The following is a 17,551-nucleotide window of genomic DNA, read 5'->3' as shown; positions in this document are numbered from 1 at the left end:
ATCAATCCTCTTCGTCTGTGGTATCCAGGTTGGAGCGCGGCACGTTCTGGTTGCATTCAAACCCCACTTTTTCCAGTGCGATGCGATATTCGCAACTGGGCAGATGCCCTTCGAGACGACCATTGATCTTGGTGGTCTCCTGCTTGCAGAACGCACAACGGTAGCGATGCGCATGCCCCTCGAAATGCTCTTGTGGATAGTCGATATAAAAAATCTTTTTCATCATCTTTCCCCCAACATTGCTTATGGTCACTCTATCCTACGCCGGCTTCTGCTTGCAGACAACACACAAAAAATTGTTTTTGTCACGTCTAATCGCATGTTTTAAATAACGCCCTTATTTTAATCACCCCTGAATTACCATACAAAATCAATGACTTACACAATCCACCCACAGGCCATCCCAAAAGTTATCCACAAAAAATGTGGATTCAGCGCATGCCTTAGCCACGCGTGTGCAAAGCGGCGATCTCCTGGATATCCAGGTCGCGTTCCATGGTATGCAGCAGCTCGTCATGGATCTGGCCGGAGCGGTGCAAGCGCAGCAATTCCTCACGCCCGGCGGCCACTGCTGCCAGCACCACATCAAAATGCGCTTTGCGTATATCGGCAGGCAGCGCATGCGCGTCTTTCAGGCTGTGGGATAGATCGGCACGGTAGCCATACTGTTCCAGCAAGCGCGGGTGTATCACTGCCCCCGCTTCGTCATGCGCCAGCTGCTTGACCACCTCGAACTGCACCGCTTCCAGCCTGGCCCAGATTTGCGGCTCGTTGAGATAGACCTGCTCAGGCGCAGCATGCCTGATATTGAGTACGCGTATCAGCCAGCCTATGCTGGTACCCTGCACCAGCACGGTCACCAGGATCACGGCAAACGCGCATAGCAGCATCAGGTCGCGCCCCGGCACCTGCGCCGGCACCGCCAGTGCCGCCGCCAGCGTCACCACCCCGCGCATGCCGGCCCAGCTTTTTACAAACGATTCACGCCAGTTGGTCTGTAACTGCGTTTTCTGCGTCTGCCTGAACAGCCTGGCGATGGCGTCTACCGCAAATATCCAGATAAAGCGCGAAACGATGACCGCCACCAGCACCAGCAGCACCTCCATACTGTAAGCGCCCCATGATTTTTCGGCATGCTCTATCCTCTCCCACACACCGCGCAGCGATAAACCGATCAGGATAAACACCAGCGATTCAAGGATAAAGATCATGATCTCCCAGAAGGCACTGCCACGCCTGCGCGCGGTAGCTGTCATGATCTCGTGCTGAAACCAGCCCAGTATCATGCCGTAGGTCACGGTAGCGATCACGCCGGAAACACCCAGGTGCTCGCCCACCACATAACAGAGCCAGCCAGGCAATGCCGAGGCCAGTATCACCAGCGCTGTATCTTCCAGATAAGCCAGCACTTTATAAACCAGATAGGCAAACGCCGCCCCCAGCAACACGCCACCCACACTGAGCAGCACGAACTCGCCCACTGCCGATTGCATGGAAAACACGCCGGTCAGCACCACCGCTATCGAGAACTTGTACAACACCAGTCCGGTAGCGTCATTGAGCAGGCTTTCGCCCTCAAGCAACACCAGCAATTTGCGCGGCAACGCCACCCGCTGCAACACCGCCTTGGCCGCGATCGCATCCGGTGGCGAAACGATAGCTCCCAGCGCAAAACACACCGCCCATGGCAAGTCAGGGTTCCATGCATGCAAAGCCAGGCCGACCACCAGGGTGGTGAACAGCACTGCGCCTATCGCCAGCAACAAGATGCCGGACAGGTGGCGGCGGAACTCATGCCAGACGGTGAAATAGGCACCATCCATGAGCAATGGCGGTAAAAACACCACCAGTACCAGCGCGGGGTCTATCTCGAATGCAGGCAGGCCAGGCAGAAAAGCGATCGCCGCACCGCCTACCAGTTGTGCCACCGCAGGTGGTAAGCGCAGTTTTTTGGCCGCCAGTTCGAGGCCGATGATAGCGACCAGAAACAACAGGATCAGGTTGAAATAGAATTCGTTGCTCATAATGATTTTTCAATATTGAAAAGCTGTGGTCACAGCTGCAGAGTATAGATATTACTCTTTAATGGTGGGGTTTTAGTTTGCTGTTTAATCGGCAATAGCTGCGTTGTATGTTGCGTCGGCTGGAAGTTGTAGTTTAGGTATTTCTTTGGGTGGTTCAGTGCTCCTTTTGTGCTCTGTTTCACCATTTTATTTCGCCTGTAGGCGAGTGTCTTTTCTTTGCGTGCCCAAAGAAAAGGCACCAAAAGAAAGGGCACCCTAGCATCCGCTTGTTCCCTGCGTTGCTCGTCAGCGTGGGCGTCCAACGAAACTCGCCCTAGCGGCTTGCACAAAGCGCAAGCCACCGCGGAACTCGAACAGACGCTGGCCGACCCCTCCCACGCTGACTGCGCTACTCGGCGCGTCAGATAGGGGACCCGGAAAGACACTACGCGGTAATTTAGGTGGGTCGTTCTCACATCGTATCCCGCTCGACCAGCGAATAAAACAAATCACAAGCAAATACACAGTTGCTAAGCTGGCTGTAATTGGTAGTTCTTTGGATGGTTCTGCGCACTGTTTCAGCCTTTTATTTCGCCCCTCGGCGAGTGCCTTTTCTTTGCGTGCCCAAAGAAAAGGCACCAAAAGAAAGGGCACCCTAGCATCCGCTTGTTTCCTGCGTTGCTCGTCAACGTGGGCGTCCAACGAAACTCGCCCTGACAAGCCACACAGAACGTGGCTTGTTGCGGAACTCGAACAGACGCTGGCCGACCCCTCCCACGCTGACTGCGCTACTCGGCGCGTCAGATAGGGGACCCTGAAAGACACTACGCGGTTATTTCAGTGAATTTCTTTACAGCGGGGCCCGCTCAACCATGAGAAAAGCAATTGCTAAGCGCCCATTGCCCATGGATGTTAACCATTGTGTCATCGTGGTGGCGTTGACTTCGGGCCCCTATCTGACGCGCCGAGTAGCGGAATCAAAATAAGGAGGAAGGGAGCGACTGTCTGAGCTCCGCGGTGGCCTGCGTCCTGTGCAGGCCGCTAGGGCGAGTTTCGCGACCGCTTATGCCTAAGTCCGGCAAAGCAACGGACGAAAGTCCTAAGTTGAGCAACGCAGGAAACAAGCGGATGCTAGGGTGCATTTCTTTTGGTTACGTTTTCTTTGGGCAAGCAAAGAAAAGTAACTCGCCTAGAGGCGAAATGAAATGCCGCAACAGAGCACTAAACTATCCAAAGAAAAGTACTCGCCGAGAGGCGAAATAAAACGCTAAAACAGAGCGCAGAACTTACAAAAGAAATACCGATTAGCACTTCAAGCAGTTGCAACAAAGTACCCAGATGCCACCCAGCATGCGCTGCCCGACGCAACCTACCACACAAATAACACAATAATGGCCAGTCTTACCTGGCCACTCTCTGCATATGATCAAACTTAGGCTGTTGCTCCCGCATAAACTCAGCCAACGCCTGTTCCGACAACGGTCGGCTGTAATAATAACCTTGCCCTACATCGCAGCCGCTATGTAGCAGGAATCGATGCTGGTATTCCGTTTCTATGCCTTCTGCGGTCACCGATTTATGCAGGCTTTTACCAAGGTTGATCAGCGCGAGCAGGATATTGCCGTTGGTCACGCTTTGTTCCAGGTCTTGCACAAAGGCTTTGTCTATCTTGAGTTCATCGATAGGGTAGTTTTTCAGGTAGGCCATGTTGGAGTAGCCTATGCCGAAGTCATCAATGGCGATGCATACGCCCAGCCGTTTCAGCTGTTCCAGCGTGCGCGTGAACATGGCTTCGTCTTTGAATCTGGCGTTTTCGGTGACTTCCAGTGTCAGTAGGTGTGGGGGCACGCGCTCCTGGCGCAGTACCCGTTGCACGGTTTCGACCAGGTTGCCGCGCAAGAACTGGATAGGCGACACATTGACCGCGATAGGCACCAGGTAGCCCCATTCGGTCTGCATGGATTTGATTTTCTGGCAGGCGGTTTGCAGCACCCATTCGCCGATGGCGAAAATATGCCCGGTTTCTTCTGCCACCGGGATGAATTCGTCTGGCGGGATCAGGCCTTTTTCGGGGTGCTGCCAGCGTATCAGCGCTTCGAGTGCGTTGATGTTGCCATGCTGCATATTGATCTGCGGCTGGTAGTACAGCATCAGCTCCTGCCGTTGCAGGGCGTGGCCCAGGCCATATTCGATCTCGTTGCGTTCGCCCAGTTGCTGCGCCAGCGTGCCGCTGAACATCTGTACTTTATTCTTGCCGGCGTTTTTGGCGCTGTAGAGGGCCGAGTCCGCGCAGCTGAGCAGGGCGTCTATCTCTTGGGCATGGTCAGGGTAGATACTCACGCCCACGCTGCAGGTCATGTTGAACACATAGTCGCCTATCTCTATCGGCAGCGAGATGGCTTCCATCACGCGTTCCAGCAGCGGTTCTGCGTCTTCGCCCGCGCGCAGGCCGGGGTAGAGCATGACGAATTCATCACCGCCAAAGCGCACGATGGCGTCGGTAGGGCGGGTGCTCTGTATCAGGCGTTGTGCCACATTCTCCAGCATTTTATCGCCGGCTCTATGGCCCAGGGTGTCGTTGATCAGCTTGAAATGGTCCAGGTCTATAAACGCGATGGCGATCTTGCGCTGCATCTTGTCGGCTTCGGCGATCAGGCTGGCCAGTTTGCCGCTGAAGGCATGGCGGTTGAGCAGGCCTGTCAGCTTGTCGGTGACGGCCAGCTGGTGGATCTGCTGCTCATGATTACGGCGGCTGGTGATGTCTTCTACCGTGCCTTCGTAATACAGGATATTGCCCAGAGTGTCATAGACCGCATGCGCATTCTCGGATATCCAGATGATGTCGCCGTTGTGGCGGTAGACTTCGGATTCAAAGTTCTGCACCCGGCCGTAGGCGCTGATGGCGGCCGTGAAATCGCCACGCCGGCTTTCGGCGACATAGAGCTGGGTGCTGATATTGTTGAGGTCGCTGATCAGTTCGCCGGCAGAGGCATAGCCGTATAGATCGGCCAGGGCCTGGTTGGCATTCAGGTAGGTGCCGGACTCTGTGGTCTGGAACATGCCCAGGTTGGAGTTATCAAACATGGAGCGGTATTTTTGCTCGGTGCTGAATAATGCCTGCTCTATGCGTTTGCGGTCGCTGATGTCCTGGATGATGCCTTCCAGCGCTACTGGCTGGCCATCGTCATCGAACACGCCGCTGCCGCGTTCGGCCACCCATACCACATCGCCATTGGCGCGCACTATGCGGTACTCGAGCTGGAAACGCTCACTTTTTGCCAGTGCCCGGGCTATGATGGCGCGGGCTTTTTCCCTGTCATCGGGGTGGGTGAGGCGCTCATAGGAAATATCTTTATTCAGCAGCAGCTCAGGCGGGGTGTAGCCGGTGAGTGACTGGCAGCCTTTGCTGACATAGATCATGGTCCAGCTGTCGTCATACAGGCAGCGGTAAACCATGCCATCCAGGTTGTCCAGCAGGGTATCCATCAGGCGTTGCTGTTGCGCAGTGAGTAAGGATTCCATGATGTCGTTTTGCATGATGCCGAGTATGGTTTGGCTGTTCATCAGGCCAGTACCTGTTCTTCCTGCCTGAGTGTGCGCACGGTGAGTGCCTTGTTCCACATGCTTTGCGCGGTGACCAGGGTCAGCATGCTGTGCTGCGCGATGTTGGCAATGGCGATACCCGGGTTATGGCTGACACCCCTGAACAATGCGGTCATCGGCTGGATCTGGCCTGGCGTCAGGTAGGGGATCTCACCGAGTGCAGAGACAAATACGCCGAATCTGAGCGCGCTGGATTTATCTTCTATGACAATGATCTGGCGGTAATCGGTGGAGTAATGGGCGTGGCCCAGCATGCGTGCCAGGTCTATGATGGGGATCACCTCATCCTGGTAGGCATGCATGCCGGCGATAAATGGCGCCGGTTCTGGCAGGGTGCGTAATTGCACTTCGTCTATCGCTTCGCGCACATACTGCGTCTCTATGCCCATCCAGGTGTCGGCCACATAGAAAGTCGCGTACTCTTGCGTATCTTTACCGTATTGCAGGAACAGGTTGGGGTTGAATTTGTTATGTATGACCTGCGCTTCGGCGCTGATGCGCTGATTGATCTCATCCACCTTGCCCAACGGGGTAAAGATCAGCGCTACCACCTTATTGCGGTAGCTGTCTTGCGCGCCTTTGTATTCGCGGTAGCCATAAGAAGCATGCGCGCCCACCGCGTAATAGGTGTTGTGGTAAACGGCGATATCAAACAGTTGCTCGCCTTCTTTCAACTTGCCTATGGCCGGGATCAGCTCAAAATTCTCGCCGATGGTGATCTCGGGGTGGGTGCTGGAGATCACGCTGAACTGGTCATTGACGAACACGGTAAAGCTGCCTGCCACCGGCGCATCATCGCCATCACGTGGTACTACATCCTGCAGCATGGCCTGAAACTGCGGCTTGCTGTCAAACACAATGGCGATGCCGCCGACTATGCTGTTGAGCTCCAGATGGCGGATAGGCGCGGAGTAAATATAGGTGCATTGGTCGCCGTATAACGGTGTTTTTTCAAACGGCGACACCACATAATCCTGGGTCGAAAGGCAACTGCGCGTGCGGCCTACCCAGTCATCTTGCAACTGGGTGCCTACCAGGTGTTCATATTTGTGGTTGGACACCGCCATCACTGCCCCCTGGCGGTCAAACAGCATCAGGTTGTCATAGACGGTATACAGGCCATTGATATAGCGTAAGGTCTCGCTCATCTTGCGCTGGTCATCCTTGCTGACCTGGCTCTGGCCCAGCAACTCCCTGAAACTGTGAGTAAGCGCCCACCAGCGCACGTCATTGGCGCGCTCATACAGGTTGCGGTCCAGAATATCCACCGCCATCTGTGCGCAAAAACTGGAGTTTTCCAGCATCACCGAAACCACGGTCTGGTACAGCTCAGACACCATCTGTTCAATGATCTGCTGCGTTTTATGGCCGGTATTGCTGATCTCGCACAACAGGGTCTTAGAGAAATTCTTTTGCTGGGTATCCACATAATTGCTTTGCCAGATATTGCCGTTCCACACCGACTGGTTCAGCTTGCTCTGTATGCTGGCCGCCTGCTTGGGGATATTGAGCAGCGTGTCTGAGAATATCATGGGGCTGCGCATGACCTTGCGCAGGGTCTCGCCATCTATGCGTGCCACCATGTCGTGCATGGTGTGGTGAAACGCATATTGCAGCGGGATCATGGCCTGGCCCAGCCAGCCCGGCCCCAGGTAACCCTGGTAGCCCTGCGAATGTTTGGTGACGCATAAATATTCGCGCCCGGCAAAGCGGCAGATAAACCAATCCTGGTCGGGGGCGGTGCACAGTTTGGCCCCCAGCGGGATCTGGTAGGCATCGCTGGAGGCGATCACATTGCATTGTTCGTCCAGCAGTACGCCCACTGTCCAGTCGTTGTCGGCGATCAGGTTGTGGAATATGGTATCCAGCTCATTGACGAACTTAAAGCAAAGGCACAGCACGCCCAAGGGTTTACGGCCATCCTGGCTGCGCACTTCATGCGCGTAGACCAGTGATTTATAAGTGCGGCCATTGATTTCGGTTTCGTAAAAACGCTCTATATACGGCTCGCTGGATTGTTGCGCCAGCGCCACGATAGGGTGGAAATGATCGAGCATGGTCTGGCTGGGGTCCAGTTGATGCAGTAGCTGGCCCTGGCTGTCAAACAGCACTATGTTCTCGTAGACGGTATATTTTTTCTGGTATTCCTCAAAACGCGAACACAACGCATCGTGCTGTTCATCGGTCAGCCCGCCCTGCATGTATTGCGCCAGATAATCGCGCACATCGTCATCGGTGGCAAAAAAGCCGATATCGGCGGTGCGCTCAAACAGGTTGCGCACCAGCAGGTTGATGATCTCAAATGCCTTGGAAGATAACTGCGCCGCCGTTTTGCGCAAAGTCTCCTGCGAAAGGTGCTGCAGCACGTCATTGGAGATAGTGTTAAAGGCACTGCGCGTATGCTCCATTTCGGAACCGGTGCCCGAAAGCTGGGCCATTAACGCCAGGCTATCCCAGGCGTTTTGCAGTTGATAGATGCGGGAGCGAAAGTCATTAACTTGTCTGAAATGGCTGGTAAGTTCATCGGTAAGGGGTTGCTTGAGCATGAAACACTTTCAAAAACGTCGGATATCCTCGCCTTGTACAGCAAGAACGGTTCCTGAACAGTGATCGTCATGCCGCGAATAAGCGGCGAAAAAGGCCGTTTCCTTTTGCTTTGCGGCCTGCAAACGCTTATTTCTGGCCTGCTTGCGGCTGTAGCCAGGCTGGAATTTACCGGATAAGCGCCGGATTCAGGGTCAGACGCACATTGATAGGGCGGTGATTCCCTGTATTGGTGCAGAAGAATTGGCGTTAAAACAGCTAGTGCAGGGTGGGGGTGCAGCGGTTTGCCCGGGCAGCAGAACCGCTTGCAGACAGGCAGGCGATCACTACAGAAAGGGCGCATGTTGCTTATGATAGCTAGCGCAGTTGACCGGCTGCCTAGCGATACAGCGCGCGTATGATATCGGTCTGCGTCAGTATGCCCACCAGTTTATTGTGCTGGTCGACCACAGGCACCAGTTGCAGATGATGGCTGGTCATCAGCGGGATGGTATGCATGAGGTGCATGTCTTGCAGTATGGTGATCACCGGCGTAGACATGATCTGGCCGACGACTTCCGGTTTGTTGCTATGGGTGGTGGGTGACCAGCGTATCAGCTTTTTAAGCGCAGGCGCCACCAGGTTGAATTTTTCCGGTTTGGCATGCCGCATAAAGTCTGCCACGCTCAGCAGGCCTATCACCAGGCCGGCTTTATTGATGACAGTGATGGCCGGTTCGGATTGCTGCGACAGGGTTTTCCAGGCATCTTCCAGCGTATCGCCAAATTGCAGGGTGTCAGTCACCGGCCGCATCACATGCCGGCACTCTATCTCTTCCAGTTTGCGGTGATAGGCGATCAGTTCGGTCTGTTGCAACAGCGCCTGCAGACTATCCGGACTGATATCCAGCACTTCATGAAACTGGCCCAAAGCCGCCTGCAAGTCTTCCTGGCGGAAACCGAACTGGTAATTCATATGCCCGGGAGAGCTGGGCTTGCTGTCTATCTGCACTGCGGGGTAACGGTAGCCGGTCAGCGTGTGGTACAGCCAGGCCGACAACACCAGCAACACACTATTGGCCAGCACCGGCCACCAGATAAAACCATAACCCAGCTGGAATATGCTTTCGCCGCCCAGCACCGCCGTCAGCGCCACCGCACCACTGGGCGGATGCAGGCAACGCAGGGCGAACATCAGGCTGATGGCTGACAGCATGGCCAGCGCGGCGGCATAAGCCAGCTCCCCCGGCAGCAGATGGGCAAAGAAAACGCCACACAATGCGGCGACAGTGTTGCCGGCCAGGATAGACCACGGCTGCGCCAGCGGGCTGGAAGGCAGGCAGAACAGGATCACGGCCGAGGCACCCATAGGTGCGATCAGGAAAATGGCGGCTAGCAGATCATCTGGCAAGGCAGCATGGGCCAGCAGGCCGGTGGCTAAAATACCCAGCCCGGCACCCAGTGCAGCGCGGGCATGGTCACGCAGTGAACCGGTGACCGGGCGTGGCCAGTAAGTTTTTAAAAACGCGGGGATAGCAGGCATGAGCTGATACGAACTACGAGTGCACTATGAAAGTTGGCAGTGTATCACGACACACCAGCTGATTTAGCTGGCAAGGCAGTGCTTGAAACTGCACGGCGTGATACATCAGGATACAAACTTGCTGAAACTTCAGCCTGACTTTTTGGCTCATAAGCGCAGAAAGTGTTTTTTGTAATGCGCATATGAACACTCGCTCAAAACAAGTCTCCAGGAAAGGAAAGAAGTTATGCAGGCATTCATGCAATCTAAGCTCGCGCACTGGGTCAGTGTGCCATTGGCAATCGCCGCCTTATTTGGCGCTGGCTACTGGGTAAAAGGCAACACACTGGTCAATGACGCCCAGGCCACCGCACCGGTGGCGGCGCAAACCATCACCGGCCCCAGTGCCTATATCACGCTGCCTAACTTTGCCAGCATCGCCGCCAGCCAGGGCGCGGCCGTGGTCAATATCAGTGTCACCGGCACCGTCAAAACCAGCGGCATTCCGGGCATGGACCCGAATGACCCCATGTATGAGTTTTTCCGCCGTTTTCAGCCCAAGCAGCCACAGACCGAAATGCCTATGAGCGGCATGGGCTCAGGCTTTATCGTCAAGCCTGAGGGGGTGATACTGACTAATGCGCATGTGGTGGATAAGGCCGATGAAGTCATCGTCAGGCTGACCGATAAGCGCGAGTTCAAAGCCAAAGTGATAGGCGTGGATAAACTGACCGATGTCGCCGTGCTGAAAATCGATGGCAAGGACCTGCCTACGGTCAAGATAGGCAGCACCAAGAACAGCAATGTCGGTGACTGGGTAGTGGCCATAGGCTCGCCATTCGGCTTTGATAACACGGTGACGGCAGGCATCATCTCGGCCAAATCGCGCGCACTGCCGGATGAAGGCTATGTGCCGTTTCTGCAGACCGATGTCGCCATCAACCCCGGCAACTCCGGCGGCCCGCTGTTTAACCTGAATGGCGAAGTGGTCGGCATCAACTCGCAGATCTATAGCCGCAGCGGCGGTTATCAGGGCTTGTCTTTCGCTATCCCTATCGATGTCGCCATGGGCATAGAGCAGCAATTGCTGGCTAAAGGCAAAGTCAGCCGTGGCCGCCTGGGTGTCGGTGTGCAGTCTATCAACCAGGACCTGGCCAGCTCGTTCGGCCTGAAAAGCAATAGTGGTGCGCTGGTGAGCAATGTAGAGAAGAACGGCCCGGCCGACAAAGCCGGCCTGGAAGCTGGCGATGTGATCCTGAAATTCAATAACCAGGTCATCGATAGCTCGAGTGACTTGCCGCCCATGGTTGCCAACCTGGCCCCCGGCAGCACGGTCAAGATGGAGGTCTGGCGCAAGAAATCACTGAAGACCCTGAGCGTACGCGTGGATGAAATGCAGACCGCGAAGCTCGCGCCTGTGGCCGTACCTGAAAGCAAACAGGCTAAGCTGGGCGTGAGTGTGCGCCCGCTCACCTCGCAGGAGCAGGCACAGATACAGCTCAAGCAGGGTTTGCTGGTCGAAGAAGTGGGCAAAGGACCGGCGGCCAATGCCGGTATCCAGCCTGGCGATGTGATCCTGGCGGTGAATGGTGACCAGGTCAGCAGCGTCACGCAGTTGCACGACAAGTTATCTCCCAACGCTAAAAACATCGCTCTGCTGGTGATGCGTGGCGATAACAAGATTTATGTGCCTATCAAGATCAGCTAAGTTAAAGCTGTTTTAAATCCCCTGTGCCAGCCCCGCGATCGCGGGGCTTTTTTTTCACAGTATCTGGTCACTATATTTACAGCGCTAGAATTTAGAGCGCTTGCCTGCTGGCATTCTGACAAGGCGATATTTACTCGGGTAGAATACGGCTATGCAAACATTCCAGATAGCCTCCACCCGCAACGACGCCTTGCAAAGTGCGCTGCTGCAGCGTATCAACCAGAAAACCAAACCGCTGGGGGCTTTGGGCCGGCTGGAAGCGCTGGCATTGCAACTGGGCCTGATCCAGAACTGCGAGCAGCCCAGCCTGCAACAGCAGACCATGCTGGTGTTCGCCGCAGACCATGGCATAGTCGCCGCAGGCGTCAGCCCTTATCCGCAGGCGGTCACGGCGCAGATGGTGTTGAATTTTCTCAATGGTGGCGCGGCGATCAATGTGTTTGCGCGGCAGCATGATTTTAAATTGCATGTGATAGACAGCGGTGTGAATGCGGTGTTTGAGCCGCACCCGCTACTGATAGATGCCAAGCTGGGCATGGGCACCGCGAGTTTTCTACGGCAGCCGGCGATGACAGCCGAAGACTGTACGCTAGCCATCAGCCGCGGTGCCGAAATCGCCCGCGATGCGATCGCACAGGGCAGTAATGTGCTGGCTCTGGGCGAGATGGGCATAGGCAATACCTCCAGCGCCAGCTGCCTGATGAGCGTATTGTGCAACCTGCCGCTGCACCAGTGCGTAGGCCGCGGCACCGGGCTCAGCGATAAGGGTCTGGATCATAAACTGGCTGTACTCACCAACGCCTTGCAGACCCATCATGTCGATGCCAGCAACCCTCTGCAAGCGCTGGCTGTGTTTGGCGGTTTTGAGATCGCCATGATGGTGGGGGCCTTGCTGGCAGGCGCAGAAGCCAGGGCCACTCTGCTGATCGATGGCTTTATTGCCACTGCTGCGCTGCTGGTGGCGGCAAAACTGTATCCGCAGGTGCTGGATTACTGCGTGTTCGCGCACTGCTCTGATGAAAGCGGGCACAGCAAAATGCTGGAGCATTTAAAAGCGCAGCCGTTGCTGCATCTGTCATTGCGGCTGGGCGAAGGCACAGGCGCGGTGCTGGCCTTCCCATTGCTGCAATCGGCGGTGGCTTTCCTCAACGAGATGGCCAGCTTTGAAAGTGCCGGCGTCAGCGAAAAAACGCCATGAACCTGAAACTGCAATGGCGCTATTTCCTGCTCGCGGTGGTTTTTTTTACCCGCCTGCCGGTGCCGGCGCTGGCAGATTTCGACGAAGCTGAACTCAATCACGCTGCGCGCTATTTCCCGCTGGTAGGCTTGCTGATAGGCCTGATCGCAGCCATAGTCTGGTGGCTGGCCAGCTTGCTGTTCCCGCCTGCCATCGCCGTGTTAGCCAGCATGGCGGCCAGCATTTATCTGACCGGTGCTTTTCACGAAGACGGCCTGGCCGACAGCGCCGACGGTCTTGGCGGCGGCATGGATAAAGCCGCCAAACTGGCCATCATGCAGGACTCGCGCCTGGGCAGTTATGGTGCTATCGCCGTCATCGGTGTGCTGTTATTCAAGTTTCAGGCATTGCTGGCCCTGCCGGCAGCGGTGTTGCCGTTCGCACTGATCGCCGCCCATGCCATGAGCCGCCTGGCGGCAGTCCATGTGATGGCAGCGCTGCCCTATGTCAGGGCTGCGGGTAAATCCAAACCGCTGGCCACCACACCCACGCGGCACGATCTCTGGTGCGCCAGTGCCTTTGGTTTATGGAGCTGGATAGGCTTTGCAGGGTTGTTATGGCTTAACCATACTGCGTTGGCGGCTTTACAGTTTTTATTGCTGACCGGCCTGCCGGTGCTGCTGGCCTGGTGGTGGTGGCGCAACCTGCTGGGCCGTCATCTGCAAGGTTATACCGGCGACACGCTGGGCGCCATGCAACAACTCACAGAACTGGCTTTTTACCTGGGCCTGCTGGCGTGGAGCCGGCTGCTATGAAACTGATATTGCTATGAAACTGACGTTAGTACGCCACACCAGCCTGCAAGTCGCTGCAGGCGTTTGCTACGGGCAAACAGATATTGATGTGGCAGCGACTTTCCATGATGAGCTGGCTGTGTTGCAGTCCAAACTATCTGACGAGCAGTTTGACGCTGTGTACGCCAGTCCCTTACAGCGCTGCAGCAAACTCGCGTATGCACTTGGTTTTGATGAGCAGATCACGCATGACGAGCGCTTGAAAGAATTGCATTTTGGCGACTGGGAGATGCAGGCCTGGAATGATATCCCGCGTGAACTGTTTGATGTGTGGGCGCAGAATTATGCCGATCTGGCCCCGCCCAACGGTGAAACTTTCGCTGCCCTGCAACAGCGCGGAATCGCATTTATAGATGAATGTGCAAAGAACCACGCTAGCCAGCACTTGCTGGTCGTCACCCATGGCGGCATGATACGCGCCCTGATCGCGCATGCGCTGAATATGCAGCTCAAAGGCCTGTTCCGCTTTCATGTGGATTATGCCAGCCTGACCCGGCTGGATTTTTCGGGCGCTATCCCCAAAGTAGAATTCGTTAACCGCTAAGGCCGTTTATAACGGTAGTAGCCTTGCTCAGTGCCTGCTCCAGGCGCGCCCATTGCGTGGCCGGCGGCAAGCCCAGGCGCAAGGCGTGCGGTGATGCGAAATAGCGCGTCCAAACGCCTTGTTTGGCCAGCGCTGCCTGTAATTGCAGGCTGGCGGCGTGCGGCACATATTGAAACAGATCTGTGCCGCCAGCGGCGCTTAAGCCATAGCGCGCTAGCAATTGTGCTAATTGCAGTGACTGGGCGGGCAATTGCTCACGCATCTGTTGCTGCCAGCTGATATCTTGTAGCGCTTTTTCGGCGATATAGCGGCTGGGTCCGCTGACTGTCCATGGCCCCAGCAATGATTCTACTTGTGCCAGCGCTGTTGCTTCACCCAGCAAAAAACCCACCCTGAGCCCGGCCAGCCCGAAAAACTTGCCCAGCGAGCGCAACACCCACAAGCCAGGCTGCCCGCTATGGCTGGCAAGGCTGTGCTGCGGCGTGCTATCCATAAATGCTTCATCCACCACCAGCCAGCCACCATGCGCTGCCAGGCGTGCATGCCAGCCTAGCAGGGTATCCACCGCATAGCGGTGCCCGGTGGGGTTGTTAGGGTTGCATAGCAGCAGCACATCGCTATGGTCCAGCGTCTGTTCATCCGGCTGTTGGTCAAAAAACTGCACCTGGTGACCGGCACGTTGCCAGGCATGCGCGTGTTCCTGGTACATGGTGCGCGGCATGGCGACGCGGCTAGTCTTGCGCAAGGCCGGCAGCACCTGTAACGCTGCTTGCGAGCCGGCACAGGCCAAAAGGTGCTTAGCACCATAATAAGTTTGAGCGGCGGCAAGCAAACCATCATCGATAGGCGGTAGGCGCTGGAACAAGGCCGGCGGCAGCGGTGGAATAGGGTAATTTTGCGGATTAATGCCGGTAGACAGGTCCCGCCAGTCTGCCAGCGGGATGCCATACTGCGTGGCTGCCTGTTGCAGGTTGCCGCCGTGTTCAAGCATAAGCGACGACTCCAATCAACATGGCGATCACCAGCCAGGCATATAAGCCGGCGCTGACCAGCCGTAATGCCCTGGGAATATCCTCTATGGTAGGCGCAATATCACTGCCCAGTGGCGGCCGCTCATGCCACACGCCGTGGTAGCGCGCCCGCCCGCCTAATGCCACATCCAGTGCGCCCGCGCCTGCAGACATCACCGGTCCGGCATTCGGGCTATCCCATAGGTTTGCTTGGGTGCGCCAGGCATGCAGCGCTTTGCGGGTGTTGCCGAGTAGGGCATAAGTGAGGGCGGTCAAACGGGCAGGAATATAGTTTAAAACGTCATCCAGCCGCGCGGCGGCCCAGCCAAAATAATAGTACTGGCTGGTGCGGTAGCCCCACATGGCATCCAGCGTGTTAGCCAGCCGGTATAACAAGGCGCCCGGGCCACCGGCGACCAGAAACCAGAACAGCGCGGCGAACACACCGTCATTGCCATTCTCCAGTACTGATTCCAGCGTGGCAGACACCGGCTCTATCGCATCCGGGTCACGGCTGACGATATACGAAGCCGCCAGTCGCGCTTGCGCAATATTGTTGTTCTGCAGTGCAGCATGCACTGCCAGCGCATGCAGGCGCAGGCTTTTATGACCCAGCGCAAAGTACAGCAGGTAAGCATGCAGCAACCAGCCAAAGCGCATTTGCGCCAGCAGCCATGCCGCATAAGTCAGCGGCAATACCGCCACTAACCAGGCCAGCACACCGGTCAGGCGTTGCGCAGGTTTGAGTTGGGCGTTGGCCGGGTTGAGCCAGCGGCTTAACGCGCTGGCAATACGGCCAAAGCCGACCAGCGGATGCCAGCGCCTGGGTTCGCCCAGGCAGTGATCAAGTGCAACCGCGCCGCAGGCAAGCAGGGCGAGTATGAGATAATCGGCGTATGGATAAACAGGCAGTAAAAACATTAATGGTTCAGGGCACCACATCGGATGCCGGTAAAAGTACGCTGGTGGCCGGATTGTGCCGGGTATTGTACCGCAGCGGGGTCGCTGTTGCCCCTTTCAAGCCGCAAAACATGGCGCTGAACGCGGCGGTGACTGCAGATGGTGGCGAGATAGGCCGTGCACAGGCGGTGCAAGCGATGGCGAGTGGCCTGCAGCCGCATACCGATATGAACCCGGTGCTGTTAAAACCTAATTCTGACACCGGCTGCCAGGTGATCATACACGGCCAGGTGCGGGGCAACCAGGAAGCAAGCACTTACCACGAGTATAAAAAAGTCGCCATGCAGGCGGTGTTGCAATCCTATAGTCGCTTGCAGCAGCAATATGAGTATGTGGTGGTGGAAGGCGCGGGCAGCCCGGCTGAGATCAATCTGCGCGCCAATGATATTGCCAATATGGGCTTTGCCGAAGCGGTGGACTGCCCGGTGATACTGGTGGCCGATATCGATAAAGGCGGCGTGTTCGCCCACCTGGTCGGCACCCTGGCCTTGCTCTCTGAGAGTGAGCAGGCGCGGGTGGCGGGTTTTGTGATCAACAAGTTCAGGGGAGATATCGCCCTGCTACAACCAGGGCTGGACTGGCTGGAACAACGTACCGGCAAACCGGTGCTGGGTGTGTTGCCGTATATGCACGATTTGCACCTGGAAGCGGAAGATGCGGTCGCCACTACGCGTACTAAAAAAACTGATATTCAACTCACCATCGTGGTGCCGGTATTGCCGCATATCGCCAACCATACCGACTTTGATGCCTTACGCCTGCATCCGCAGGTAGATTTGAAATTTCTGCGTTTGCATGAGCCGATGCCAGCCGCTGATCTGATCATACTGCCGGGTAGCAAAAATGTACGTGGCGACTTAGCCGCCTTGCGAGAACATGGCTGGGAGCCTGTCATCGCCAGGCATCTGCGCTATGGCGGCAAACTGCTGGGCATTTGTGGCGGCTTTCAGATGCTGGGCCGGCAGTTGCACGACCCGTTGGCGCTGGAAGGCGAGGCCGGCAGCAGCGATGGTCTAGGCTGGCTGGAGATGCAAACCACGCTGGCGGCGCACAAACAGCTCAAACAGGTGGCAGGAAAACTGACCCTGGCCGATGCGCAGTTTCAAGGTTATGAGATCCATATGGGAGTCAGTAGCGGGCCAGCTTTAGCGCGCCCGGTTCATCTGATTAACGACCAGGCGGATCAATCTGAAGGCGCGATCTCTGCAGATGGCCAGGTGGCCGGCAGTTATATCCATGGCCTGTTTGACCATCCGCAAGCTTGTGCTGCCTGGTTGCAATGGGCGGGATTATCGGATCAGGTAGCTTATGACTACCCGCAATTACGCGAACAAAGCCTGGAACAGCTGGCAGATAGCTTGCGCAAGCACCTCAACTGGCCAGCGCTGGCCGCCTATCTCCCGGCCGGCTTTGCAGCGAATTAAGCCGCCACCACGTTGATGGTCTGCTCAAACGCCTGCACCACCTGCCCGGCACGTATCTTGGCGGTTTTCCTGCGCTCTATCTGACCATCGACCGAGATCAGCCCTTCAGCCACCATAGACTTGCCCTGGCCGCCGCTATCGGCCACGCCTTCCAGTTTCAGCAGATCACAGAGCGCAATGTATTCACCTTTGAGTTGAAAAGTCGTGGTTGGCATGAGGTTGTC

General features: G+C 56.3%; 13 protein-coding genes. 5 read left to right on the top strand and 8 right to left on the bottom strand.

Going from position 1 to position 17,551, the window contains the following annotated elements; translation table 11 throughout:
- Position 1: 1 nt before the first annotated feature.
- From ACFQ1Z_RS09405 to ACFQ1Z_RS09385, 5 genes are all read right to left on the bottom strand, one after another.
- Positions 2-223 (bottom strand): hypothetical protein, encoded by a 222-nt coding sequence (locus ACFQ1Z_RS09405; protein WP_379057126.1) that lies wholly within the window; start codon positions 221-223, stop codon positions 2-4.
- Between the two features lie 220 nt (positions 224-443).
- Positions 444-2,024 carry a Na+/H+ antiporter gene (locus tag ACFQ1Z_RS09400; RefSeq protein ID WP_379057125.1) on the bottom strand — a complete coding sequence of 527 codons (1,581 nt, stop codon included), beginning with the start codon at positions 2,022-2,024 and terminating at the stop codon, positions 444-446.
- A 1,380-nt stretch (positions 2,025-3,404) separates the two neighbouring features.
- Positions 3,405-5,567, bottom strand: coding sequence for a bifunctional diguanylate cyclase/phosphodiesterase (locus ACFQ1Z_RS09395; protein ID WP_379057124.1), 2,163 nt, complete (start codon positions 5,565-5,567; stop codon positions 3,405-3,407).
- A complete protein-coding gene (locus tag ACFQ1Z_RS09390; protein ID WP_379057123.1) occupies positions 5,567-8,152 on the bottom strand; it encodes a chemotaxis protein CheW in 2,586 nt (861 codons plus the stop codon). The genes ACFQ1Z_RS09395 and ACFQ1Z_RS09390 overlap by 1 nt, the downstream gene beginning before the upstream one ends.
- A gap of 376 nt (positions 8,153-8,528) precedes the next feature.
- A complete protein-coding gene (locus ACFQ1Z_RS09385; protein ID WP_379057122.1) occupies positions 8,529-9,671 on the bottom strand; it encodes an HPP family protein in 1,143 nt (380 codons plus the stop codon).
- A 226-nt stretch (positions 9,672-9,897) separates the two neighbouring features.
- Between ACFQ1Z_RS09385 and ACFQ1Z_RS09380 the strand changes: the two genes are divergently transcribed.
- From ACFQ1Z_RS09380 to cobC, 4 genes are all read left to right on the top strand, one after another.
- Positions 9,898-11,358, top strand: a complete 1,461-nt coding sequence (locus tag ACFQ1Z_RS09380) for a DegQ family serine endoprotease (protein ID WP_379057121.1) — start codon at positions 9,898-9,900, stop codon at positions 11,356-11,358.
- Positions 11,359-11,509: 151 nt separating this feature from the next.
- Positions 11,510-12,556 carry a nicotinate-nucleotide--dimethylbenzimidazole phosphoribosyltransferase gene (gene cobT / locus ACFQ1Z_RS09375; RefSeq protein ID WP_379057120.1) on the top strand — a complete coding sequence of 349 codons (1,047 nt, stop codon included), beginning with the start codon at positions 11,510-11,512 and terminating at the stop codon, positions 12,554-12,556.
- Between the two features lie 2 nt (positions 12,557-12,558).
- Positions 12,559-13,350, top strand: a complete 792-nt coding sequence (locus ACFQ1Z_RS09370; protein ID WP_379057213.1) for an adenosylcobinamide-GDP ribazoletransferase — start codon at positions 12,559-12,561, stop codon at positions 13,348-13,350.
- 13 nt (positions 13,351-13,363) lie between these two features.
- Positions 13,364-13,933, top strand: a complete 570-nt coding sequence (cobC, locus tag ACFQ1Z_RS09365; RefSeq protein WP_379057119.1) for an alpha-ribazole phosphatase — start codon at positions 13,364-13,366, stop codon at positions 13,931-13,933.
- On the opposite strand, the gene cobD is transcribed toward cobC, so the two are convergent.
- Both cobD and cbiB read right to left on the bottom strand, forming a co-directional pair.
- Complete coding sequence (gene cobD, locus ACFQ1Z_RS09360) at positions 13,923-14,924, bottom strand: threonine-phosphate decarboxylase CobD (protein ID WP_379057118.1); 1,002 nt, start codon at positions 14,922-14,924, stop codon at positions 13,923-13,925. The genes cobC and cobD overlap by 11 nt on opposite strands.
- A complete protein-coding gene (gene cbiB, locus ACFQ1Z_RS09355; protein ID WP_379057117.1) occupies positions 14,917-15,864 on the bottom strand; it encodes an adenosylcobinamide-phosphate synthase CbiB in 948 nt (315 codons plus the stop codon). Before cbiB ends, cobD begins: the two co-directional genes overlap by 8 nt.
- 2 nt (positions 15,865-15,866) lie before the next feature.
- Here cbiB and ACFQ1Z_RS09350 point away from each other — a divergent pair, with 2 nt between their 5' ends.
- Positions 15,867-17,327, top strand: a complete 1,461-nt coding sequence (locus tag ACFQ1Z_RS09350) for a cobyric acid synthase (protein WP_379057211.1) — start codon at positions 15,867-15,869, stop codon at positions 17,325-17,327.
- Here ACFQ1Z_RS09350 and ACFQ1Z_RS09345 read toward each other — a convergent pair.
- The gene (locus tag ACFQ1Z_RS09345; RefSeq protein ID WP_379057116.1) at positions 17,324-17,542 is read right to left on the bottom strand and encodes an RNA-binding S4 domain-containing protein; all 219 of its coding nucleotides are present in this window, start codon (positions 17,540-17,542) and stop codon (positions 17,324-17,326) included. The genes ACFQ1Z_RS09350 and ACFQ1Z_RS09345 overlap by 4 nt on opposite strands.
- Positions 17,543-17,551: the final 9 nt, after the last annotated feature.

Origin of the sequence: Methylophilus luteus, from assembly GCF_042676265.1 — a bacterium.
Taxonomy (GTDB): Bacteria; Pseudomonadota; Gammaproteobacteria; order Burkholderiales; family Methylophilaceae; genus Methylophilus; species Methylophilus luteus.
The sequence above is the reverse complement of the archived record's forward strand: the minus strand, read 5'-3'. Positions and strand labels throughout refer to the sequence as shown.

Bases quoted from the DNA above. Each gene is read 5' to 3' on its own strand.
- ACFQ1Z_RS09405 (WP_379057126.1), bottom strand. From the start codon at position 223: ATGAAAAAGATTTTTTATATCGACTATCCACAAGAGCATTTCGAGGGG.
- ACFQ1Z_RS09350 (WP_379057211.1), top strand. From the start codon at position 15,867: ATGGTTCAGGGCACCACATCGGATGCCGGTAAAAGTACGCTGGTGGCC.
- cbiB (WP_379057117.1), bottom strand. From the start codon at position 15,864: ATGTTTTTACTGCCTGTTTATCCATACGCCGATTATCTCATACTCGCC.
- ACFQ1Z_RS09395 (WP_379057124.1), bottom strand. From the start codon at position 5,567: ATGAACAGCCAAACCATACTCGGCATCATGCAAAACGACATCATGGAA.
- ACFQ1Z_RS09390 (WP_379057123.1), bottom strand. From the start codon at position 8,152: ATGCTCAAGCAACCCCTTACCGATGAACTTACCAGCCATTTCAGACAA.
- cobC (WP_379057119.1), top strand. From the start codon at position 13,364: ATGAAACTGACGTTAGTACGCCACACCAGCCTGCAAGTCGCTGCAGGC.
- ACFQ1Z_RS09385 (WP_379057122.1), bottom strand. From the start codon at position 9,671: ATGCCTGCTATCCCCGCGTTTTTAAAAACTTACTGGCCACGCCCGGTC.
- ACFQ1Z_RS09345 (WP_379057116.1), bottom strand. From the start codon at position 17,542: ATGCCAACCACGACTTTTCAACTCAAAGGTGAATACATTGCGCTCTGT.
- cobD (WP_379057118.1), bottom strand. From the start codon at position 14,924: ATGCTTGAACACGGCGGCAACCTGCAACAGGCAGCCACGCAGTATGGC.
- cobT (WP_379057120.1), top strand. From the start codon at position 11,510: ATGCAAACATTCCAGATAGCCTCCACCCGCAACGACGCCTTGCAAAGT.
- ACFQ1Z_RS09400 (WP_379057125.1), bottom strand. From the start codon at position 2,024: ATGAGCAACGAATTCTATTTCAACCTGATCCTGTTGTTTCTGGTCGCT.
- ACFQ1Z_RS09380 (WP_379057121.1), top strand. From the start codon at position 9,898: ATGCAGGCATTCATGCAATCTAAGCTCGCGCACTGGGTCAGTGTGCCA.